This window comes from Halorientalis pallida (assembly GCF_049605515.1).
GTDB lineage: Archaea > Halobacteriota > Halobacteria > Halobacteriales > Haloarculaceae > Halorientalis > Halorientalis pallida_A.
Genome location: NZ_CP187158.1, coordinates 1,691,305 through 1,712,917 on the forward strand (window position 1 = coordinate 1,691,305; position 21,613 = coordinate 1,712,917).

Sequence of the window (21,613 nt, forward strand, 5' to 3'; positions counted from 1 at the left end):
CGGAAGTCGGTCGTCATTGTCCGGCGTTGGACTCGCTCCGACAAAAGCCTGGAGATCCGCGACGGCGGACCCCCCGAACTCACGCCGCCTCGTCGTCCCGGTCGAGGTACGTCATCGCCTCCTCGTCGGGGACCTGCGTGAAGTTCCGGTAGTGCTGGCCCACGGCACGGAAATGCCGTGGCGTGTCCAGGCAGATCACCTGATCGGCTTCGTCCCGCAGGGCCTCGATGGTGTCGGGCGGCCCGACGGGGACGGCGAAGACGAGGGGGTCGGCCCCGGCTTCACGCACCTGTCGCAGGCACGCCCGGGCAGTCGAGCCCGTCGCGACACCGTCGTCGACCACGACGACCGCCTGTCCATCGAGCTCGCCGAGCCGTTCGCCCTGCCGGTATGTCGCCGCCGTCTGTCGTGCGGCGACGGTCTGTTCCTGCCACTCCTCGCGGACGTACGCGCCGCGCACGTCGAGGCGGTCGATGGCGTCCTCGTTGTACCAGGTACTCCCGTCGCTGGCGACGGCACCGATGGCGAACTCCTCGTTGCCGGGCGCACCGAGTTTCTTCGCGACAACCACGTCCAGCGGCGCGTCGAGCGCGTCCGCGACCGCGCGCCCGAGCGGGAGCCCACCCCGCGGAATCGCCAGAACGAGATCGACGGCCACGTCCTCGCTCGCGAGTCGGTCGGCGAGTTGCTCGCCCGCGTCGATCCTGTCGGCGAACATCGCTTCGACAGACGAGAGCAACGTGCAAAGGCGTCCGTGCCGATTCCCCGCCACTCACCCCGCCATCGTTGCCGGTCGCGTGCGAAACTCCGGCGGCGACCTAGAACAGCGAGAGCTCGCCGGTCACGCGGTCGACGGCGTCCTCGTCGCCCGGCCCGACCGCCAGCGCGGTGACCGTGCCGGGTTCCAGCTGGGTGTGGCCGGCGTCCCGGACGACGGCGTTGGGCAGGCCCTCGCGTTCGGCCTTGTCGGCCAGCTCGAACAGTTGCTGTTCGCTCTCGCCTTTCAGGACGACCTTCTTCTGGCCGCCGCCTTTCCACTCCTTGCGGGTCCGGTCGGGCGTGTCTTCGTAGGCCGACAGCGACGCGTGGGCGACCTGGGCGGCGAGTTTGCCCTGTCCCATCCCCACGTCGGCACGTGCGACGATTGCCTGTTTCATGTCTTCGGGGAACGGGGCGGCGACAATAGGTCTGACCGTTGGCCGTCGCGGACCCCCATGACTTTAGACGACCGACTCCGCTGGTAGGGATATGATCCTCTCGGACACGAATATTCTCGACCGTCTCGCCGAGGGCGACCTCGTCATCGAGCCGCTGGAGGACGTGGACCTGCAGGTCCAGCCCGCGAGCGTCGATCTCCGGCTGGGCCGGGAGTTCCTGGAGTTCCAGCACGCCAACATCCCATGTATCCACCCCAACAGCGAACAGGAGGTCGCCGAGTACGTCGACGAGACCCACGTCGAGGAGGGCGACGAGTTCATCCTCCACCCCGGCGACTTCGTCCTCGGGACGACGGTCGAGCGCGTCGAGATTCCCCCGGACTTGATCGCCCACGTCGAGGGTCGGTCGTCGCTCGGTCGGCTGGCCATCGTGGTCCACGCCACTGCCGGTCTGTGCGATCCGGGGTACCAGGGTCAGATAACCCTTGAACTGTCGAATCTCGGGACCGCACCCGTCGCGCTGACCCCGGGCATGCGCATCTCCCAGCTGACGTTCACCGAGTTGAAGACCGCCGCGGATCGGCCCTACGGCGAGGAACGCGGCTCGAAGTATCAGGATCAGAAGGGGCCGCAGGCGTCGAAGATTCAGGGGGATCACGAGTTCGGAGGGGATCAGGTCTAACGCGACGGGAATCGTCGCGTTAGACCGCATCCGCGAGAACGAGCAGAGTTCGGAGGCGACCAGGTCTGAGCGCGAAGCGTGGTCCGCTTCGCGCTCCGGCGTCGTCGGCGAGAACGAGCAGAGTTCGGAGGGGATCAGGGCTGCCGGGCTAGGTCCGTCGCCGGAGTCCGAGTCCCGCGAGCGCGACTGCCACCAGCGCCGCGACCAGTGAGAATCCCGGACCGGCTGCGCCGGTGGTGGTCGCGGGGCGGTCGAGCGTCGGCGTCCGGGAATCGGGGTCCCGGCTCGGTCCGGCGCTCGGTTCGGTGGTGGGTGTTGCTGTAGCCGTCGCCGGACCCGCGGGCTCGTGGGTGTCGACGGGGACGGTGATCGAAACCGTCCCGGCGGTCACGTTCTCGACGGCGAGAGTGTAGATTCCGACCCGTGCGAACTCGACGGGGGCGGTCACGGTCCGCCGGTCGCCCGCCGGTACGGTCACGCTCTCGGTGGCCAGCAGGGTTCCGTTGGCGGTGACGGCCAGTTCCCGCGTGGCACTGACTGGCCCGCCGTTCTCCACAGTGACCGTCACGCCGACTGGCTCGGCCCGGGCGGCGGTCGAGCGGTTCACCGTCGCGTTCGTCACCGAGAGGTCGGCGGCCGCAGGCGTTGCGACGGCGAACACCGAGAGGCCCGGGCTGGTCGCCGCGAAGCGGTGGGTCCCGTTCTCGGTACCGCGGTGGGCAGTCAGCAGCGAGGTCCAGGAGCCGTTCGTCCGACGGAGGAGCGTGACCGCGTCCGCGTCCGTGCCGCGCTCGGCGAGCGTCGCCGCGTCGACGGCGAACCGGAACGCCACGTCGGAGATGTTCGCGTCGGGCACGGAGTGGTCGACCGTCAGGAAGCCGAGCGAGTCACCGGGTTCTGGGACGCCGTCGGGCGCGCTCGTCGAGGCGGTCACCGCCACGTCGTAGGCCCGTTCCGTCGCGGTCACCGAGAGTCGGTCCAGTCTGAGCCGGTCGTCCGCGGTGGCGACCGTGAGGGGGAGCGGTACCGTCTCGCCGGCGTCGGCGCGGGTGACGGTCGCCGCTGCACCCGAAGAACCGGTCGTGCCGACCCGCACGGACGCCGGTGGATCGGGGGGCGCGCCACCCGACGACCCGCCGCCAGCGGCACCGCCACCGCCGCCTCCGCCACCACTGCTCCCGCCTCCACCGCCGCCAGTGCTCCCGCCACCGCCACGACTGACCGGAGCGAGGGAGACGCTCGTCGCCTGGCCGCTCGCGCCGTCGTGTCCGGTCTCGTCGGTCGCAGTGTCGAGCGTCGCCGTGACCTCGCCGGCGGTCCCGACCGACTGGACCGCGCGGTAGGTGTAGGGGGGCGTCGACCCGATCCGTGTGAACGCGTCGGTCGTGAGCGTCGCGCCGACCTCGCCGTCGAGGCGGACACGGAGCGTCCCGAGTGCCTCGGAGGCACGGACAGTAACGGCGACGCGCTGGTTCGAGCGCGTCGACAGCGAGAACGCGCTGATCGTCGGCGGTGAGTCGACCGAAAGCGAGCGCGTCGTCGCGCGGTTTTCGTTGCCAGCCGCGTCCGTCGCGGTCACCCGAACGGTGGCGTCGCCGTCCGGAGCAGATTGCTGGCTCGCGACTGCGACGGTGGCGTCGGCGGTGCCGTCACCGTCGCCGTCGGTGAGGGAGACGGTGCCAGCGCCGAGCGCGGACGCGTCGGCGCGCAGACTCGTCACTGCCGTCGTCGCGTCGGTCGCGGTGGCGGTGATCTCGACGCGGTCGCCGACCTCGACCCGTCCGTCGCCGTCGGCGAGATCGCGCAGACCGACGGCCAGCGACGGCGGTGCCGTGTCGAGCGTCGCCGCGTCCGTCGTGGCGCCGGCGGCGTTGCCGGCCGCGTCGGTCGCGGTGACCTCGGCCGTGTGCGTCCCGTCCGCGGCCACCCCGCGCCCGTCGACGGCGACCGTCGCGTCGTACGTGCCGTCGCCGTCTTCGTCGGTCAAGGTGACCGTCCCAGCACCGAAGGCCGAGCCATCGGCCACGACACTCGCGGTCCCGGCCGTCGCGTCCGAGACGGTCGCACTGACCCCGAGTCGATCACCGTCGCCGACGACTCCGTCGCCGTCCGTCGTATCCGTGAGCGTCGGGGCCGTTAGCGCGGGCGCGGTCGTGTCGACGACGACCTGTCCGGACTGGCCGCTGGCACCCTCCTGACCCGCAACGTCAGTCGCGCCGTCGAGCGTCACGGTGTAGATTCCGTCGGTCTCGGCGTCCCACGTCGCGGTGTACCGCCCGTCCGTGTTCGAGAAGTCCGCCACGGTCAGCGTCGCGGTCGTGGGGCCGTCGACGCTGGCCGTGATCGACGCCAGGGACTCCGAGGCGTCGAAGCCGAGTTCGACGCGCTGGCCCGCGGGGTTCCCGACTGTGACGTTCGTGATCCGGGGCGGGGTGTCCAGCGCGATCCGTTCCGTGTCGGCGGTAGCCTGGTTCCCGACCGCGTCGGTCGCCGCGACCGCGACGGCGTAGCTCCCGTCCGTCGTCGCGTTGTTTCCGTCGATGGAAACGGTCGTCTCGAAGGTGCCATCGCCGTTCCCGTCGGTCAGCGCGACCGTCCCGGCACCGAACGCCGAGGCGTTGGCCGTGACGGTCGCGATTCCAGCGGTGGCGTCCGAGACGGTCGCCGAGATCGCGAGCGCGTCGCCGTCACTCACGGTCCCGTCGGCGTCGGTCGCGTCCACGAGCACGAGGGTCGACAGAGCGGGTGCCGTCGTGTCGACGACGACCTGCCCGGACTGGCCGCTGGCACCGTCCTTGCCGGCGTCGTCGACCGCCGCATCGAGTGTCGCGGCGTAGGTTCCGTCGGTCTCGGCGTCCCACGTCGCGGTATAACGGCCGTCCGCGGCCGAGAAGTTCGTCTCGGTCAACGTCGCGGTCGTGGGGCCGTCGATGCTGGCCGTGATCGACGCCAGGGACTCCGAGGCGTCGAAGCCGAGTTCGACGCGCTGGCCCGCGGGGTTCCCGACGGTGAGGTTCCGGATACCGGGCGGCGTGTCGAGTGAGAGCGGTCCGGTCGCCACCGACCGGTCGTTGCCCGCCGCATCGGTCGTCGTGATGCCGACGGCGTAGCTCCCGTCCGTCGTCGCATTATTTCCGTCGACGGAAACAGTCGTATCGTAGGTCCCGTCGCCGTCGCCATCGGTCAGCGCGACCGTCCCGGCACCGAACGCCGAGGCGTTGGCCGTGACATCGGCGACGCCAGCGTGGCCGTCCGCGACCGTCGCCGCGAGTGCGAGGGCGTCACCGTCGCCGACTCTCTCGTCGCCGTCGGTGGCGTCGGTCAGGGTGAGCACGGTCGCCGTGGGTGCGGTGGCGTCGACGCGGACGGAATCGGTCGCGTTGGCGTCGGTGTTGCCCGCAAAGTCGGTTCCCGTGATCGTCACCGTCCGCTCGCCGCTGGTCGCGTTCGCACCGACCGTGAGGGTCCCGCCGTAGGTACCGTCGCCGTCGCCGTCGGTCAGCGCGACCGTGCCGCCGTCCAGCGCGGAACCGTTCGCCCGAACGGTAGTCACGCCGAAGGTGTCGCTCGCCGTCGCCGTCACGTCGAGCGCGTCGCCGACGCCCAGCCAGCCGTCGGATTCCGGGGTGAGCGTCGCGTTCGCGACGGTGGGTGCGACGCGTTCGACCGCCCCGACCGCACCGGTCGCGTTCACCAGCCCCCAGCCGGTCGCGTAGGTGGGTTCGCCGTTCCGGACGGCGGTGGTCGTCGACCGCAGGACCGCCCGGAGGTCGGCCGGTGAGAGTGTCGCGTTCGCGGCCAGCGCCAGTGCGGCGACGCCGGCGGCGTGGGGAGCGGCCGCCGACGTGCCGTAGAAACAACAGCCTGCGTCCGTCCGGACGCCGTCCGGCGCGACCACGTCGGGCTTGCGGCGGCCGTCGATAGTCGGTCCCTGCGAGGAGTAGTCCCGGACCCGACGGCTGTCGTGGCCCACGGCACCGACCGAGATTACGTCGGGACTGGCCGCCGGGATGAGCAGGCTCCGTGTCGCGTCGCTCGGGTCGAAGCGCGCGCGACCGAAGGTGAAGGCGTCGAACTCGGCGTCCCGCGCGCCCGAGCGGTGGACGATCCGGAGTCGCGGGTTCGTGTCGCCCGCGTCGACCGTGACTCGCTCCCAGGCCCCGAAGGTCGACCCGTCCTGCGTGTTCGTCGAGCGATCCAGCACGGTGCCGTCCTCGTCGACCAGCACCACGTCGTAGTCCTCGTCGGGCGTGTTCCAGTCGTCCCAGCTGACGAAGACGTCCGCCGAGCCACTGCTCGGTGGCTCGACCGCGACCGAGCCACCGCCGGGCAGGTCCAGCACGTCGTCGCCGTCCGTGTCCCGCCAGGAGCCGTTCCAGTGGCGACCGTTGGCGTAGTTGCCCGCGGAGGTGAGCCAGACGCCGCCGTCGGCGACGAACTCGCCGATCTTCCGGTCGGTGTCGTCGGTCCCGTCGAGCGGCCCCGCGGTGTTGGGCCACGCCAGCGACATCGACACCACGTCGGCGTCGGTCGAGGATCGGAGCCAGTCGACGGCCCGTTTCAGGTCCGTCGTGGTGCGGATGCGGACCAGCACCACGTCGGCCCCGGGTGCGGTCCGGGCGGCCAACTCGGCCGTCTTCGTCCCGTGTGAACCCGCGCCGCCCTCGATGCCGTTCCCCGAGAAATCCCGCGTCGCGACGACCTGATCGCCGAATGCAGGATTGTCGAGGTCGTACCCACCGGTGTCGACGACGGCGAGGGTCGCGTTCGCCCCGTCGTACCCGAGGTCGTGGACGCGCCCCGCGTTCATCGCGGGCAACCCCTCGACGCTCGTGGGTTCGACGGGAACCGGGGGCCGGATCACCCGGACCGCAGAGTCGTTCGCGACCCGGGAGAGCGCCGGCGCGGGGAGTCTGACCTGCAGTTCGCCCTCGTAGCGGGAGTCGAGCGCCCCGTTCGCGGCGCGGACGGCCCTGGCCGCCGCGTCGGCGTCGCCCGACCGGGCCACGACCGTCGCCTCGACCGGTCTCGGGCCGTCCTCCCCTCGTGCGGACGGGCCCGTCCTCGCAGCCGACTCGCGCGTACCGTCCAGCAGATCGTCGTGAACGCGCGGATGGCCCGCCGACTCGTTTGCGGCCGCGGTGTGATTCTCGGCCGCGGCCAGCGACCCAGCGGGTGCAGCGGTCGCCGTGCCGACCAGGAGACTCACGAACAGTACGACGCCGACCAGCATCGACCACCGATATGTTGCAACCATCTCTACGGGACTGTGCCCGCTGTTGCACACCTCCGATAGATATTGTTTTCTACTCGACTATTTTTGATATTTATAATATTTCTTGGTGGTTATTTGCTTGCCATATTGTCGTAGAACGTGTTTTCACTGGCTCTGAATGGCCTCTTGATTCATTCATATCAAATTTCAGTTTTTGATTGTTTTCGTATATAATGCCGTTCGGTAGCGGGTTGGTTGCGGGGGTAGCGGGCGGCACGGTTTTTATGATGGCGGGACCCGCAGGTGCGGGCAATGAGATTCATCGAGGAGGTGGTGGTCGAGGAGTTCCTCCCGACCTTCAGATCGATGCTGGCCGAGGAGTTACGGGAGCGGGGGTTGACCCAGAGCGAGGTGGCCGACCTCCTCGGGATCAGCCAGAGCGCCGTCTCGAAGTACGTCCACGGTGAGGTGGCGCGCAACGAGCGGCTCCTGGCCGACGAGCGGGTGGTGGATCTGGTCGAGCGGCTGGGCGACGGCCTGACCGACGGGGCGATGAGCCCCGTGCAGGCACTCGTCGAGACCGAGGTCGTCATCCGGCAACTCGAACAGGGGGACGTGCTGGCCCAGTTACACCAGGAGGAGGTGCCCGAACTGGCCGACTACGGCGGCGCGTTCGACGTACACGACCCGGACAGCGACGTGCGCGTCGCCGAGCAGGCACTGGCCTCGGTCCGCCGAGGACTGACGGTGATCGAGAACACGACGGACTTCGCCCGACACATCCCGGCGGTGGGGACGAACCTCGTCGAAGCCCTGCCCGACGCGACCGGCATCGAGGACGTGGTGGCGGTTCCCGGCCGGATCATCGACCTGAAAGGCCGCCCGGAGATCCCCGCAGAACCCGAGTTCGGCGTCAGCGAGTACGTCGCCAGCGTCCTCCTGACTGCACGCGAACACGGCAGCGACGCCCGCGCCGCGCTCAACGTCCGGTACGATCCGACCATCGTCGACGCGCTCGAATCCAACGGGCACAGGGCCGTCGAGTTCGACGCCGAAGCGGGCATCGACGACGCCATCCCGACCGCACTGGCGGCGAATCCCGACGCCGAGGTCCTCTACCAGACCGGTGGCTTCGGCATCGAACCCGTGATCTACGTCCTCGGCCCCGACGCGCCGACGGTCGCGGGCCGGCTCCGGGACTGCCGCTGATGTCCGACCTCGATCGGGTGCGCGCGTTCTACGGCCAGTGGGCCCACATCTACGACCGACTGGCGACCGCACCCGGCGTCCGGTCCTGGCGACGCCGGGCCGCCGCGGCACTCGATCTCTCGCCGGGCGACACCGTCGTCGAGATGGGGTGTGGCACCGGCGCGAACGTCCCGTTCCTGCGCGAACAGGTCGGCCCGGACGGTCGGATCGTCGGTATCGACGTGACCCGCCCGTTGCTCGACCGCGCCCGCGCTCGCACGACGGACCAGGGCTGGCCGAACGCACACTTCTGTGTCGGCGACGCGACCCAGCCCCCGGTCTCGGGGCCGGTCGACGCCGTCCTCGGAACCTTCGTCCTCGGACTGTTTCGCGAGCCCGCGGCGGTGGTCGAGGACTGGGTGGCCCTGTGTCGGCCGGGCGGGCGCGTCGCCGTCCTGAACTTCCAGCGCAGCGACCACCCGCTTGCCGCCCCGATCAACCTCGCGTTCGCGGCGTTCCTCTGGGCCGGCTCGCCCGGCTGGGGAGTGCCGGAGGAACCCGTGACGGGGGCCTTCGAGCGGCGGGTCGACGCCGGCCGGACCGCGCTGGCCGCCCGCACCGACGACCGCCGCTACGAGACGTTCGGCGGCGGCTACCTCGGCCTCCTCTCCGGCCGCGTTTAGGAACGTTTTTTCCGCTCGTGTCAGTGCGTACTAACATGCTGTCCGCCCAGCGACTCGCACCGCTCGCGGTCGCCCTCCTCCTGGTGTTGGCGGGATGTGGGGCCGGCCCGAGCGACGGCACGACGACGGCACCGCCCGAAACGGACGCGTCGACGGCGACCGACACACCGGCGTCGACCGACACCGCGACGCCCGGAGAGGCGGGGACATCCGACCAGGAACCACTGGACACGCCCGCGGACACGACGCCCGACGACGGGACACCGAGCGACGAGAGCGACGACGGCGATGAGACGACTGCGTACGACATCCAGGTCGAAAACGGAACGCTCCCGTTCGACGTGAACCGGACCTTCGCCCGCGTGCAGGGGCTGATCGGGACCGACGTGGAGCCACGGCCGGTCGAGATCAGGAATCTGAGCGAGTGGCGAGGGACTCTCCCCCGCGTCGCGGCGAGTCCGCTCAACGACGCGCTCGGGTACGAGAACGTCTCGGTGAACTGGAGCGAGCCGTCGGGTCTGACGCGACTCACCGGCTACGTCTACGTCCATCCGGGTGCGGGATCGGCCGCGACCGTCGAGCGCGTTCTCGCCCACGAGTTCGCGCACACGATCCAGTACCAGGCGAACATGCTCCCCTGGCTCGACCGGTTGCGGACCCGGCGGATCGAGACCGATCAGGCGAAGGTCTACCGTTCCCTCCAGGAAGGCGGTGCCGTGTACGTGGCCGACGCCTACACCGAACGCTACCTCGACACCGAGACGAACTCGGCGTTCGTCCGCCGACAGTACGAGCAGGGCGGCGCGACCTACCGGTCCGCGCTCGCGCCGTACCTGTTCGGCAAGCAGTACGTGGCCCACGTGATCGACTCGCCGGCGGACCTCTCGGCTGTCTACCGGAGGTATCCCCGAACGACCGAACAACTGATCCACAATTACACTCGGGCCGAGGAACCGGAAGCGAACCTCTCGGTCGCGGCGACCGCGCCCGCGACCGACTGGCAGCATCGCGGGGACAACACGCTCGGCGAGATGACGACCCGCCACTCGCTGGGGACCGAACTGTCCGCCGACCGGGCCGCCGCCGCAGCCACCGGCTGGGGGTCGGACACGCTCACCGTGTTCCAGCGGGCCGACGGAACGGGCGGCTGGGTCTGGGTCCACCGCTGGGACAACAGCAGCGAGGCCGACGAGGCGTTCGCCGCGCTGGACGACTACCAGGTGGCGCGACAGACCGACGGCGACCGCGACTTCCGGACGGTCCGGGTCAGCGACGAGACGACCGCGCTGGTGATCGGCCCCGAACCCTTCGTCGACGCCGCGTCGGTCGAGGGCACGACCGCGAACGTCACAGTACAGATCGGATCCTAGGCCTCGTACCGCGGGGCGTGCGCCTCGCAGAACTCGGGGTCGCGTAACTGGGCCTCGATCACGCCGGGCTGGCGGTGCGGGTTCGCCAGCCGACAGCCCTCGGTCGCACAGAAGTCGTCACCGGTCGCCAGGTAGTGGTAGGCCTGCAGGACGTACCCCTTGATCGCCTCGGTCGTCCGGGGGTCGTCCTCGACCAGGAACTCGCCCTCGACCTGTTCTTCGAGGACCTCCCGCGGTGGCGTGTCGCCGCTGAGCATCGCCGTGCGCTGTTTCTCCTTGTAGTACTGTTCGGGCTTGGCCGGCGCTTCGTAGAGACCGGGCACCGAAACGAGAGCCGGCTGGCCGAGGACGTTCACGCGCTTGTGCCAGCGGCCGTCGTGGTCGCCCCAGGTCCCCAGCACGCGGTCCAGCAGTGGCACGTGCAGGTGATCGAGCGAGCGTTCGTCGGCGGGCAGGCGCTCACGCAGGGCCGCCTGGACGGCCAGCCCGTCGTAGATGACGCCGCCGGCGCGCTCGGGATGGTTGAGGGCGCGCTCCTCGTAGCGGACGATGCCGAGCATGGTGTTGCCAGTCTCACGTTCGTAGGGACTGAGGACTCTGGCTTCGGCGAAGGCCTCGGCGAGGCCGTCGTCCTCGCGGTCGAGAAACCGGTCCCGCACCTCGACGGTCGCGGGGACGCGCTCGGCGAGCCAGTCGGCCACGGCGTCGGCGTCGGCCGGCGTCGTCGGCGCGCGGTAGAGCGTGACTCGGTCGGGCATACCCGACAGTCCGCCGTCGCCCCAGTTACGGGTTTTGGGTGCGGCCGACCGCCCGCGTCCGGCGCTACTCCGGCGGCGTCTCGGGCGGCGTGGGGTCCGGCGTCGGCGTGGGGACCGGACCGCTGGACTCCCCCTCGCAAAACGCCGTGACAGCACCGTCGCCGGTCCCGACGAGTAACAGGTTTCCCGTCACTGCGGGCGTCGCGTAGTTCCCGTACTGCTCCCTGTAGACCCAGATCCGGCCGCCGCCAGCGGTGGTGAGCGCCTCCACGACATCGTCGGTCGCGACGTAGACCGCCCCGTCGGCGACCGCAGTCCCGTGCACGTCACGGTCGCCGTACGAGCGACACCACTGCAGGCCGCCGTCGGCTCTGTCGAGAACGTAGAGGTTGCCGCCGGCGACCTCCGTCCGTGCGGAGCCGACGACGACCCGGTCGGCCGTGACCGCCGGGACGCGAAAGTCCTCGGTCGCGCCCTCGAACACCCACTCCTCGGTCCCGTCGGCCAGCGCGTACGCCTCGACGGTCCCGAGTTCGCCGATGTAGGCCGTCCCGTCGCGGATCGCGACCGAGCCGTAGGGCGTGGTGTCCTCGACGCGCCACCGTTCGGTCCCGTCGGCCGTGGAAAGCGCCCGGAACGGGCTGTCGCCGAGCAACAGCGTCTCCCCAGTGGCGGCCCCGACCTGATTGCCGTCTGCGGTCCACCGCCGGTCCCCCGAGGCGATCTCGACGGCGTGGACGCCGTTGCGACCGTTGGCGAAGACCGCACCGTCCGTGGCGACGACGTTCCCGTCGTGATCGAACGATCCATCGCCGTAGAACCAGCGACGCGTTCCGGTGGCGGCGTCGACGCCATGTAACCCGTTCGCGCCGGGTGCGACGACCAGCGGGTCGTCCCCGGCGTCGAGTACCGCGACCTGTCCCCCGGAGCTGAGGCGGTCGTACCGCCATTCGACGACTCCCGTCGCGGGGTCCAGCGCGACCAGCGCGTCCCCCTCGAAGGTGCCGACGTAGACCCGGCCGTCGGCGATGACCGGGTAGCAGTCGTCGACCGGTCCCTCGGTCCCGGTATCGGTCACCTCGAACCGCCAGCCCCGGATCACGTTCTCTCGCGGGCCCGGATCGCCCGTCGCGCCGGTGTTTCGCGAGTCCCGCTCGCCCTGTGGCCAGTCGCGTGCCGCGTCGGTCACGTCCAGTTCGTCCGCGGCCGCGACGCCGATGGTCGAGGCGTATCCCGACGGTCGGGTGCAGTTCAGGTCCCTCCCGGAGCTGTTACACCCCGCGACGGCGACCGCACTCGCGACCCCCACCGCCTGTAGATAGCGACGGCGCGTCGGCGCGTGGTCCTCACGCATACCGTGGCCTCTCTCCGGCCAGTTATTTCACTCCATTGATGAGACAGGAGCCCGTCAGCGCGACCGACGGCGGGCGGCGAGCGTCCCGGCGAGTACCGCGAGTACGGCGACGACGACGCCGAATCCGGCACCGTTCGCGGCCGTCCCGGTGGCCGGAGTCGCGTCCTGTTCCGTGGGCGGTGCGTCGACCGTCACCGTCGCCGTGGCGTTGCCGAGGCGGAACCGATGGACGCCGACGGCGGGTGCCGTGACGAACGCGATTTCCCGCTCGCTTCCGGGCTGGACGACGACCTCGCGGGTCGACACCGCCGTGTCGTTCCGGTAGAGCGTGAGCGTTCCGGCGGCCGGGATGGCCGCGTCGTTGCGGAGCCCTGCCGTCAGTTCGAGTGCATCGCCGGCGGTCACGCGGGACGCGTTGGCCCGCAGGTCGACGACGGCCGGCGGCGACGGCCCCTGGACCGTGACCGTGATCGAACGGGTGCCAGCCGCGAGGGTGTACGTGCCAGGGCTATCGAACGTGTATGCGAACGTGAGTCGCCGCTGTTCGCCGGGATCGAGCGACCCGGACCGGTCGTCGAGGCGGCGGTCGTCGACCGCGAAGACGGCGTCGAACTCGCCGGCCGCGTCGCCCGTGTTCTCGACGAGTACGTCGAGCGAGAGGCGTTCGCCGGTCGCGAGTTCGACCGGCTGGCCGGTGTCGAGCGTGCCGTTGCGGTAGGGGCCGGTGACGCGGTAGCGCTCGGCGGCCGGCGCGAGGGCGTACTCGATTCGCGGGGCCGCTCCCTCGAAGGCCCGCCGGTGTTCGGTCCGAGTCCACATCGAGGGCACGGCGTTGGTCGTGGTGTAGCGATCAGCGAGCCGGCCCACATCGGGGCCGGCGACGTCGGCCACGATGTCGTCGAACGCCGGTGCGGTCAGCGGGCCGTCGGCCGCGTTCATGCGCCGGAAGACCCGCTGCAGCGTGCGGCCGTCGGTCGCCAGCCGAATCTGTCGGTCGAGTTCGCCCGCCACGAGCGCGCCCTTCAGGTACGGCGTCCGGCCGGTCCAGGTCGAGGGGTCGGCCAGTATCTCGCCGGGGTTCGAGCGGATGTCGCCGGCTTCGAGCCGGGTTCTGAACGCCGGGAAGGCGATCCGGTCCTGTTCGAGCGACAGCAACGCCGCGTAGTACGTGGCGCTGGCCTCGGTGAACCAGCGCGTCCCGTCGTTGCGGTCGTAGGCCTGTCGCGTGTGGACGTACTCGTGAATCCAGACGTTGTCGGGCACGTCGAGCCGCTGGGTGTCCCGCACCCAGAAGGAGTTCCCGCCGGTCTGGAGCCCCTGGACGGACCACTCGACGGTCGTCGTCGGCCCGGCGATCATGAGGACGCTCGCGTCGCGGTCGCCCACCCGTATCGCACCCGAAGCGGCCATCACAGACTCGAAGATTTCACTCCGGGGTTCGGCCAGCGTCGCCGCCGCGGGGACGACCAGCCTGAACTGCTGGCCGTGGGCTCGCCGGGTGTACTCGGCGTGCGGGCCGAGAAACAGCATGGCGTCGCTGGCGACGCCCTCGCCGTCGATCCGCGTCCGCCGGTCGAGCGTGACGTTCTCGCCGCGCCAGCTCCAGGAGACGCCGACCTGCGGCGTCCGGACGAGCGCCCACGGACCCGCGTCGACGAAGGTGTAGTCGCCCCGTCCGGCCAGCGGGCCCTCCGACTCGCGCGTCTCGTTGACCGACAGCCGGTAGGTCAGGCTCGGCGCGTCCGTCGAGCCGTCCCAGGCGTACCGGCCGTCGGACGCCGAGAACCCGTCGGTCTCGATCACCGTCGCTCTGGCGGGCAGTTCCGTCTCCAGTTCGACCAGATTCTCCGGTTCGGAAAACTGCGCCGTGACCTCGATCTCGCCCGGTCGGTCGGGCGTCAGGCGCACGCGCTTCGTGAGTTGCAAGGTTCCGCCGTCCTGTGCGGTGCCCAGCGTCACGTTCGCGGCGGACGTGTCCGCAACCGCCGCGGTCGCCGGCACAGTCACACCGACGCCGAGCGCGAGTACCGACAACAGGCAGAATACCAGCACGCGTCGTCGTCTCATCGGTCACAGCGAGGGACAGCGCGAACTTAGTTCCGGTGGCAGTTCGACCAGCGGGCTGGACCACGCGAACGTCGACGGAGGTGTCGGTAGAAGTTATACACTATCGTATAGCAGTGTCCATTATGAGCGAAACCGAGTTCGAGGTCGACGGGTCGTTCCGGTTCCAGGGGCGGACGTTCGAGGAGTACCGGCGACTGTTCGACCTCGATCCGTCGTCGCTGTCGGGCCCGGTGCTGGACTGCCCGGGCGGGCCGTCGTCGTTCACCGCCGTCGCACGGTCGATAGGTGTCGAGGCGTACGCAGTCGATCCGCAGTACGCCCGCTCGGTTACGGCCATGGCGGCGGACTGTGAGGCGGCCGTCGACGACACCGAGGACCAACTCCGAGAGAAACGCGACCGGTTCGTCTGGGACCACTACGAGGACGTCGACACCCGATGTCGGTACCTCCGGGCGGCCGGAGAGCGGTTTCTGGCCGACTACGCGGACCATCCATCGCGGTACGTCGCGGCCGCCTTACCCGACCTCCCCTTCGAGAACAGCGCGTTCGACCGTGTCCTCTCGGCGCACCTCCTCTTTCTGTTCGACGACCGGCTCGATCTGGCGTTCCACCTGGCGGCGATGGCCGAACTGGCCAGAGTCGCCAGCGAGGAGGTGCGCGTGTTCCCGCTGGCGTCGCTCGACATGACACGCTCGGAATTCGTCGCACCGGTCGTCGAAGCGCTCCGTGAGCGGGGCCACACCGTCGAGTTCCGGGAGGTGCCATACGAGTTCCTGCCGGACGTGACGGAGATGCTGGTGGTGTCGGTGTAGCGGAGTGGTGGCTGTGCGGTCGCTGTGCGGGTGCGGTAGCGGTCGGGCACGGGCACAGCAACCGCGAGCGCCCGTGGCGCTCGCGGCTTTTTCGCCCACGTTTTTGGCGAGGGGGTCGCTCTGCGACCCCCTCGCGAAAAAGGTGGTTAGTCGTCAGCAGGGCTCGCCCGCGTCGTCATGTCCACGTCCTCGGCGTCGACGCCGAGTTCGTCGATGGCGGCCTGGGCGGCGCGCTTGCCCGAAAGGAGCATCGCGCCGAAGGTCGGGCCCATGCGCGGGAGGCCGTAGGTGGTCGCGGTGGCCATGCCGGTGACGACGAGACCGTCGTGGGCGAGGCCGGTGTGTTCGACGACGGCGTCCTCGCTTTTGCCGACCCACATGGAGTCGTGGCCGGGCGAGTCGTGGCCGGGTGCGCCGTAGGAGTCGTCGCCGGTCTGGTCCATGCCGCTGGCTTCCTCCTCCAGACCGGGGGCGTTCAGGACGCCGCGCTCGTCGAGTTTCTTGACGGCCATGGCGTCGTGACCGGTCGCGTCGATGACGAGGTCGGCCTCGACCGCGATGGGGTCGACGCAGGTGATCTCGCGGGGCAGGGCGTGGACGGGCGTCCAGTTCATCACGATGCCGCCGACGCGGTGGTCCTCGCGGATGACGATGTCGGTGAACTCCGTCATGTTCTGCATCTTCGCGCCGGCGTCGCAGGCGGCCTTGATGAGGCCGGAACAGGCCTCCGGCCCGTTGGCGACGAACAGCCCCTCGCTGTCCTGGGACTCCTTGTAGTCCACGTCGAGGTCGTCGAGGACGTGGTGGGCCGGGCCGCGCACGGTGACCTTGTTCATCAGGAAGCCGCCGAGCCAGAAGCCGCCGCCGAGGTAGTTGTTCTTCTCGACGACCATCGTCTGGACGCCGCGTTCGGAGAGTTCTTTGGCGGCCATCAGCCCGGAGGGACCGCCCCCGACGATGATGACGTCGCTGTCGGAGAAGTCCATGAACTCCTCGGTCCACTCCTGGCCGATGGCGCGTGTCACTTCCGCCTCGCCCACGTCGCTGAACTGCTCGAAGTCGGACATAGTAACCAGTACTACCACCCGGTGATACAAAGAGATTCTGATCGGTGGAGTTGCGGGATCGGCGGTCCCGAGCCAGCCGTCGGATCGGCGTCCGGCGTCGAAATAGCGAAAACTCATAAGCCATCGGCCGGACAACACATCGCAACTCCGGAATGACCTGGCAGTACACCCCGTTTCTCACCCTCACGCTCATCGCGGCCGTGCTGGTGGGCGTCGCCGCGCTCTACGTGGTCCGTCAGCAGCGGGCCTACGAGCCGGTCCCGGGTGGGTACACGGCGGTGATACTGTCGGTTGCGATCTGCTGGGTGCTCGTCACGTACGCGCTCCAGATCGGGAGCGTGGAACTCCCACAGAAGCTGTTCTGGTACAGGCTGGGCTACATCGGGTTCATGCCCGTCCCCGTACTCCTCTTGCTCTTTACGTTGCAGTACACGGGCCGTGACGAGTGGATCACGTGGTGGAGCGTGGGGCTGTTGTTCCTCATCCCGCTGGCGATGATCGGACTGGCGTTCACGAACGAAACGCATCACCTGGTCTGGGCGAACCCGATGACCATCGACAACGGGGCGTTCGTGGCGTTACGACCCGAGTACGGACGGGCGATCATCGCGTACGTGGCGATCAGCGTCCTTCTGGGCGGGGCCAGTATCGTCCTCCTGTCGTTGCGGGCGTACACGTCGGCCGGGATCTACCGCCGGCAGGCGGTGTTGCTGGTCGCCGGGACGGTGGTCCCCGTCGTCGCCGCGGGCGTCTACTTCTCCGAGGGTAATCCGTTGCCCGGCCTCGAAGTCATGACGATCGCGCTGGCCGTCACTGCCGGTTCGTTCTGCTGGGCGGTCGCCCGCCACGGCCTCTTTACGCTGATCCCCATCGCCAGTCAGGCCGCCGTCGAACAGATGGACGACGCGGTCGTCGTCATCGACATCCGCGGGCTCGTCGTCAACGTGAACGAACAGGCCGAGCCGTTCCTGACCGTCGACGCCGACGAGGCTATCGGCGGGTCCGTCGGTGAAGTCCTCCGCCCGTTCGCGGTGCCACCCGCGCCCCGGTCGGGCGATCCCGAGAGCGACCGCGAGGTCGTGACCAATCCCGAGAGCGGGCGTTCCTACCAGCGGACCGGCACACCCCTGACCGACAACGACGGCGTCGTGATGGGCCAGCTGGTCGTCCTGCAGGATATCACCGAGCGCGTCCGCCGCGAACGTCGGCTCCGCCAGCAGAACGAACAGCTGGAGGAGTTCGCGAGCGTCGTCTCCCACGACCTGCGGAACCCGCTGAACGTCATCAGCGCGCGCTCACAGCTGGCCCGCGAGACCGGCGAAGCCGAACACTTCGACGCGCTGGACCGCGCGGCCGACCGGATGGACCGGCTGATCGACGACCTGCTCCAGCTCGCCCGGCAGGGCCAGACCGTCGACGAGACCGAACGCGTGTCGCTCCAGCAGGTGGCCGACGACGCCTGGTCGCTGGTGAACGCCCCCGAGGCAGACCTGCAAGTCGAGAGCGACATGTACGTCGAGGCGGATCGGGACCGCCTCCAGCAGGCCTTCGAGAACCTCTTTCGCAACGCCGTCGACCACGTCGGCACGGACGTGTCGCTGATCGTCGAACCGCTGGAGTACGACGCCGAGTACGGTGTGTCTTCGGGCTCGACCGACTCGAACGGGGACAGTGGCGACGACTCGGACCGGACTCGCGCGGGCTTCGCCATCGAGGACGACGGGCCCGGCATCCCGGCCGAGGAGCGGGACAACGTCTTCGACTACGGACACACGACCGAGGAGGACGGGACCGGCTTCGGACTGGCCATCGTCAAAGAGATCGTCGAGGCCCACGGCTGGGAGATCCGGGCCGTCGACGGCGAACTCGCCAGCACCCGCGAACAGGACGAGTACGGCGGCGCGCGCTTCGAGGTGACCGGCGTCACCACCGCGCAGGGCCTGGCCATCGGCGAGACCGACGTGGGCTTCGATTTCAGTTAGCCCAGCCGTCGAGGCTCGACGTGGTCCGCTCGACGGCCCCCGTCAGGTGGTCGGTGTCGATGTGCGCGTCGGCCCGCATCGCCGTTCGCGCGGCGTTCTCCGCGACGAGTTCGAGGTCGCTGGCCGCGTATCCCTCGGTCCGCTCGACGACCGTCGCCCAGTCGAGGTCGTCGGCCAGCGGCCGATCACGGAGGTGGACGCCGAGAATCTCGCGGCGGGCCTCGGCGTCCGGCGGCGGCACCTCGATGCGCTCGTCGAACCGGCCCGACCGTCGGATCGCGCCGTCGATGTCTTCCAGCAGGTTGGTCGCGCCGACGACGACCACGTCCTCGCCGACGTCCTCCAGTTCGGCGAGCAACTGGTTGACCATCTGCTGTTCGCTGGTGTTCATGCCGCCGGTGCGGTTACCGGCGATGGCGTCGATCTCGTCGATGAAGAGGACACAGGGGGCGTTGGCCTCGGCGATGGCGAACAGGTCCGCGACGTTCTGTGCCGGCTTGCCCATCCACTTGCTCGTGAGGTCCGCCGGCGTCACGTCGAGGAAGCTGTGGCCGAGTTCGCCGGCCAGCGCGGTCGCCATGTACGTCTTCCCACAGCCCGGCGGCCCGTGGAGCAGGAGTCCGTTCAGCACGTCCAGCCCGTAATCCTCGAAGCGGTCGGGGTCGTCCAGCGGGTCGATCACCGTCTCCTCGAGGCGGGCCTTCAGGTCGGCCATGCCGCCCACGTCGTCGAAGTCGATACCGGGATCGGGGTCGACCAGCGAGCGGGCGTTCAGGTCCGCGCTGTCGGGCTGTTCGACGTGATCCTCGGCGTCTTCCGGCCCGCTCCAGTCCGGGATCGAGGAGTCGAGTTCCTCGGCGGCCGCGAGCAGGTGTGACTCGTCGATGTCCTCGCCGGCGCGCAGGGCCTTCCGGGCGGCGTTCTCCGCGATCAGTTCCAGGTCGCTGGCCGCGTAGCCCGCGGTCTTCTCGACGACGCCCTCCAGCTCGATTGCCTCGGCGGTCGGGCGGCCCGCCAGGTGGACCTCGACGATCTCGCGGCGGGCGTCGGTGTCCGGCGGCGGCACCTCGACGCGCTCGTCGAACCGGCCCGACCGCCGGATCGCACCGTCAACGTCGTCGACGAGGTTGGTCGCGCCCATCACGACCACGTCGTCCTCGCTGGCGTCCTCCAGTTCGGTCAGCAACTGGTTGACCATCTGCTGTTCGCTGGAGTTCATGTTCGCGTCGCCGTCCCGGGTGCCCGCGATGGCGTCGATCTCGTCGATAAAGAGCAGGCAGGGCTGGTTGGCGCGTGCGATCTCGAACAGTTCCTTCACCTTCTGGGCGGGCTCGCCCATGTACTTGCTCGTCAGGTCGGCGGGGCTGATCTCGACGAAATCGTGGCCGACCTCGCCCGCCAGCGCCTCCGCGATGTAGGTCTTCCCACAGCCCGGCGGGCCGTGCAGGAGGACGCCGTTGACGACGCCGATACCGTACTCCTCGAAGGCCGCGGGGTCTTCGAGCGGGCGGATCACCTTGTGCCGGAGCGTCTCCTTGAGGTCGTCCATCCCACCCACGTCGCCGAAGCCGCGTTCGACCTGCTTCGTGACCAGCGATTCGGCGTCCATCTCGACGCCGTCGGGCTGGACGATCTCGTCCTCGCCGTCCGTGTCCTCGCCGCCGAACGACCGGTCGGGCGAGCGGTCCGTGGTGCCCGTCGCGCCGCGGTCGCCGCTCCGGTCCCGCCCGCCCTCGTCGTCCGAGAGCTGTCTCTGGACCCGATCCAGCGAGAGGTCGTAGCCGTACTCGGCCAGCCGGGTCGGGTCGTCGGCGATGAACTCGGAGAGCCAGCCGTGGCGCTTGAACTCCCGTTCGCTGGCGTCGGGCTCGCGGAAGGCGAGCATGATCGAGTGATCGGCCGTCTCGCCGCGGTACTCCGCGAGCCAGAAGGGGAGGTAGACGCGCGTGACCTCGGTCACCTCGTCGAACCCGGCGGGATCGAACTCGCCGGGGAGGCCGTAGTTCTCGCGGAGTTTCCGGAGGAACACGTCGGCCTGATCGCCCCGGCCGGCGTCGCGCTGGCGCGCCCAGTCCGCGACCCGCTCGGGGATGAGGTCGCCCGCGGTGTCGTTGTCCACCTGAAACTGGAGGAGGACGGAGGGACCGAGGCCGGGACCGTCGCCGAAGTCGTAGTCGCCCGTCGCGACGTTCAGCAACTTCCCGGCGTCCTCGGCGTACCGGGAGACGTGGGCGTCGTTGCCCGCCCACAGCCCGTCGAGGAAGACGGTGTCCTCGCGTTCCTCCGTGCCGAACCACTGGCCCTTGTCGGACTCGTAGCGGACGGTGACCCGGAACGCGGGGTAGAACACGCGGTGGAGGCGTTCGAGGCGTTCGTCCTCGTCGAACGGCGTGAGCGTCCGGTCGTCCAGCACGTCCCGCACGTTATCGGCGTCGGGGAGCCGGTGGTCCACGTAGATGTACGGCGGCAGCGACATCACAGATCACCGCTTCGGATGGCGTCCTCGGCCGCCGACAGCGCCGTCTCGCGGTCGAAGTCGTCGACGATCCGGTCGAGTTCGTCGCTGGAGGCACCCTGGAGGTCCCTGGCGTGTTCGGTGATGCCCGGGACCGCGCGGATGATGTTGTCGACGATGGGGACCGTCGCGGTCTGGGCCGACCGGGAGAGCGGGTTCAGGTCGATCACGAGTTCGGTCTTGCCCATCTCGGCGAGGGCTTCGGCGCGGTCGCCGTCTTCGAGGGGGACCAGCACCACGTCGGCGTCGCCGATGCCGTCGGCGTCGACCTTCGCGCGCTCGTGGTCGAGGCCGGGAATCCGACCGTCGGCCTGCAGGCCTTTCACCGCCTCGGCCCCGTGTTCGCGGAGGTGGTCGGCGATGCGTTCCATGCGTTCGGCGGTGCGGTTGAACAGGTTGACCTCCAGGTCCGCGCCGGTCGCGTCCGCGAGGTCGACCAGTTCGCCGGGCACGAGGGCGGCGGCGTTGCCGTTGACCGAGAGGACCGGATGGTCGGCGCGCAGGAGGTGGGCGGCGGCGGCGCGCTCGGCCCGGTCGGCGCTCTCGGTGGTGCGCTCGCCGAGCAGGTAGTCGTAGGCCTCACCCCGGCCCTGTGCGATCAGTCCCTGCCGGGAGGTGATCCCCAGATCGACCCCGTGTTCGATCCGGTGTCGCGTCAGCAGCGACTCGTAGCGGGGGTGGCTCTCTGGCACGTCGATCTCGTCCATACTCGAACACGTTTCCGCTGGTGTGAAAAATCGCCCGGTGCGCCGGCGAAATCAAC

At 69.8% G+C, this 21,613-nt stretch carries 15 protein-coding genes; 6 read left to right on the forward strand and 9 right to left on the reverse strand.

Going from position 1 to position 21,613, the window contains the following annotated elements:
* Positions 1–79: 79 nt before the first annotated feature.
* Together ACOZ4N_RS10360 and pth2 are read right to left on the reverse strand one after the other, a co-directional pair.
* On the reverse strand, positions 80–718 hold the full coding sequence (locus tag ACOZ4N_RS10360; RefSeq protein WP_424019849.1) for a phosphoribosyltransferase: 639 nt from the start codon (positions 716–718) through the stop codon (positions 80–82).
* Between the two features lie 100 nt (positions 719–818).
* The gene (pth2, locus tag ACOZ4N_RS10365; protein WP_092657598.1) at positions 819–1,157 is read right to left on the reverse strand and encodes a peptidyl-tRNA hydrolase Pth2; all 339 of its coding nucleotides are present in this window, start codon (positions 1,155–1,157) and stop codon (positions 819–821) included.
* Positions 1,158–1,248: 91 nt separating this feature from the next.
* Between pth2 and dcd the strand changes: the two genes are divergently transcribed.
* Complete coding sequence (gene dcd / locus ACOZ4N_RS10370; protein ID WP_424019850.1) at positions 1,249–1,839, forward strand: dCTP deaminase; 591 nt, start codon at positions 1,249–1,251, stop codon at positions 1,837–1,839.
* A gap of 148 nt (positions 1,840–1,987) precedes the next feature.
* On the opposite strand, the gene ACOZ4N_RS10375 is transcribed toward dcd, so the two are convergent.
* The gene (locus ACOZ4N_RS10375; RefSeq protein WP_424019851.1) at positions 1,988–7,072 is read right to left on the reverse strand and encodes a S8 family serine peptidase; all 5,085 of its coding nucleotides are present in this window, start codon (positions 7,070–7,072) and stop codon (positions 1,988–1,990) included.
* Positions 7,073–7,366: 294 nt separating this feature from the next.
* Between ACOZ4N_RS10375 and ACOZ4N_RS10380 the strand changes: the two genes are divergently transcribed.
* The 3 genes from ACOZ4N_RS10380 to ACOZ4N_RS10390 are packed head-to-tail and all read left to right on the forward strand — an operon-like array spanning position 7,367 to position 10,295.
* The gene (locus ACOZ4N_RS10380) at positions 7,367–8,263 is read left to right on the forward strand and encodes a thiamine-phosphate synthase family protein (RefSeq protein ID WP_424019852.1); all 897 of its coding nucleotides are present in this window, start codon (positions 7,367–7,369) and stop codon (positions 8,261–8,263) included.
* Positions 8,263–8,925 (forward strand): methyltransferase domain-containing protein, encoded by a 663-nt coding sequence (locus ACOZ4N_RS10385; protein ID WP_424019853.1) that lies wholly within the window; start codon positions 8,263–8,265, stop codon positions 8,923–8,925. The genes ACOZ4N_RS10380 and ACOZ4N_RS10385 overlap by 1 nt, the downstream gene beginning before the upstream one ends.
* 35 nt (positions 8,926–8,960) lie before the next feature.
* On the forward strand, positions 8,961–10,295 hold the full coding sequence (locus ACOZ4N_RS10390) for a hypothetical protein (protein WP_424019854.1): 1,335 nt from the start codon (positions 8,961–8,963) through the stop codon (positions 10,293–10,295).
* Here the strand turns inward: ACOZ4N_RS10390 and ACOZ4N_RS10395 are convergent.
* From ACOZ4N_RS10395 to ACOZ4N_RS10405, 3 genes are all read right to left on the reverse strand, one after another.
* Entirely contained in the window at positions 10,292–11,053 is a 762-nt protein-coding gene (locus ACOZ4N_RS10395) for a DUF7001 family protein (protein ID WP_424019855.1), read from the reverse strand. The two genes, ACOZ4N_RS10390 and ACOZ4N_RS10395, sit on opposite strands and share 4 nt — an antisense overlap.
* Before the next feature lie 64 nt (positions 11,054–11,117).
* Positions 11,118–12,407, reverse strand: a complete 1,290-nt coding sequence (locus ACOZ4N_RS10400) for a PQQ-binding-like beta-propeller repeat protein (protein ID WP_424019856.1) — start codon at positions 12,405–12,407, stop codon at positions 11,118–11,120.
* Between the two features lie 54 nt (positions 12,408–12,461).
* Entirely contained in the window at positions 12,462–14,474 is a 2,013-nt protein-coding gene (locus ACOZ4N_RS10405) for a hypothetical protein (protein WP_424019857.1), read from the reverse strand.
* Between the two features lie 122 nt (positions 14,475–14,596).
* Here ACOZ4N_RS10405 and ACOZ4N_RS10410 point away from each other — a divergent pair, with 122 nt between their 5' ends.
* Positions 14,597–15,286: a class I SAM-dependent methyltransferase gene (locus ACOZ4N_RS10410; protein ID WP_424019858.1), complete on the forward strand. Its 690-nt coding sequence runs from the start codon at positions 14,597–14,599 to the stop codon at positions 15,284–15,286.
* A 146-nt stretch (positions 15,287–15,432) separates the two neighbouring features.
* On the opposite strand, the gene ACOZ4N_RS10415 is transcribed toward ACOZ4N_RS10410, so the two are convergent.
* The gene (locus tag ACOZ4N_RS10415; protein ID WP_424019859.1) at positions 15,433–16,353 is read right to left on the reverse strand and encodes a sulfide-dependent adenosine diphosphate thiazole synthase; all 921 of its coding nucleotides are present in this window, start codon (positions 16,351–16,353) and stop codon (positions 15,433–15,435) included.
* 152 nt (positions 16,354–16,505) lie between these two features.
* On the opposite strand from ACOZ4N_RS10415, the gene ACOZ4N_RS10420 reads away from it, so the two are divergent.
* Positions 16,506–18,335, forward strand: coding sequence for a histidine kinase N-terminal 7TM domain-containing protein (locus ACOZ4N_RS10420; protein WP_424019860.1), 1,830 nt, complete (start codon positions 16,506–16,508; stop codon positions 18,333–18,335).
* On the opposite strand, the gene ACOZ4N_RS10425 is transcribed toward ACOZ4N_RS10420, so the two are convergent.
* A complete protein-coding gene (locus tag ACOZ4N_RS10425) occupies positions 18,328–20,811 on the reverse strand; it encodes an AAA family ATPase (RefSeq protein ID WP_424019861.1) in 2,484 nt (827 codons plus the stop codon). The genes ACOZ4N_RS10420 and ACOZ4N_RS10425 overlap by 8 nt on opposite strands.
* On the reverse strand, positions 20,811–21,557 hold the full coding sequence (locus ACOZ4N_RS10430) for a 4-phosphopantoate--beta-alanine ligase (protein ID WP_424019862.1): 747 nt from the start codon (positions 21,555–21,557) through the stop codon (positions 20,811–20,813). The genes ACOZ4N_RS10425 and ACOZ4N_RS10430 overlap by 1 nt, the downstream gene beginning before the upstream one ends.
* Positions 21,558–21,613 lie beyond the last annotated feature (56 nt).

Excerpts from the sequence above, each read along its gene's own strand:
- ACOZ4N_RS10420 (WP_424019860.1), top strand. The coding sequence starts at position 16,506 with ATGACCTGGCAGTACACCCCGTTTCTCACCCTCACGCTCATCGCGGCC.
- ACOZ4N_RS10385 (WP_424019853.1), top strand. The coding sequence starts at position 8,263 with ATGTCCGACCTCGATCGGGTGCGCGCGTTCTACGGCCAGTGGGCCCAC.
- ACOZ4N_RS10415 (WP_424019859.1), bottom strand. The coding sequence starts at position 16,353 with ATGTCCGACTTCGAGCAGTTCAGCGACGTGGGCGAGGCGGAAGTGACA.
- ACOZ4N_RS10360 (WP_424019849.1), bottom strand. The coding sequence starts at position 718 with ATGTTCGCCGACAGGATCGACGCGGGCGAGCAACTCGCCGACCGACTC.
- ACOZ4N_RS10425 (WP_424019861.1), bottom strand. The coding sequence starts at position 20,811 with ATGTCGCTGCCGCCGTACATCTACGTGGACCACCGGCTCCCCGACGCC.
- ACOZ4N_RS10395 (WP_424019855.1), bottom strand. The coding sequence starts at position 11,053 with ATGCCCGACCGAGTCACGCTCTACCGCGCGCCGACGACGCCGGCCGAC.
- pth2 (WP_092657598.1), bottom strand. The coding sequence starts at position 1,157 with ATGAAACAGGCAATCGTCGCACGTGCCGACGTGGGGATGGGACAGGGC.
- ACOZ4N_RS10390 (WP_424019854.1), top strand. The coding sequence starts at position 8,961 with ATGCTGTCCGCCCAGCGACTCGCACCGCTCGCGGTCGCCCTCCTCCTG.
- ACOZ4N_RS10430 (WP_424019862.1), bottom strand. The coding sequence starts at position 21,557 with ATGGACGAGATCGACGTGCCAGAGAGCCACCCCCGCTACGAGTCGCTG.
- ACOZ4N_RS10380 (WP_424019852.1), top strand. The coding sequence starts at position 7,367 with ATGAGATTCATCGAGGAGGTGGTGGTCGAGGAGTTCCTCCCGACCTTC.
- dcd (WP_424019850.1), top strand. The coding sequence starts at position 1,249 with ATGATCCTCTCGGACACGAATATTCTCGACCGTCTCGCCGAGGGCGAC.
- ACOZ4N_RS10410 (WP_424019858.1), top strand. The coding sequence starts at position 14,597 with ATGAGCGAAACCGAGTTCGAGGTCGACGGGTCGTTCCGGTTCCAGGGG.
- ACOZ4N_RS10375 (WP_424019851.1), bottom strand. The coding sequence starts at position 7,072 with ATGCTGGTCGGCGTCGTACTGTTCGTGAGTCTCCTGGTCGGCACGGCG.
- ACOZ4N_RS10405 (WP_424019857.1), bottom strand. The coding sequence starts at position 14,474 with ATGAGACGACGACGCGTGCTGGTATTCTGCCTGTTGTCGGTACTCGCG.
- ACOZ4N_RS10400 (WP_424019856.1), bottom strand. The coding sequence starts at position 12,407 with ATGCGTGAGGACCACGCGCCGACGCGCCGTCGCTATCTACAGGCGGTG.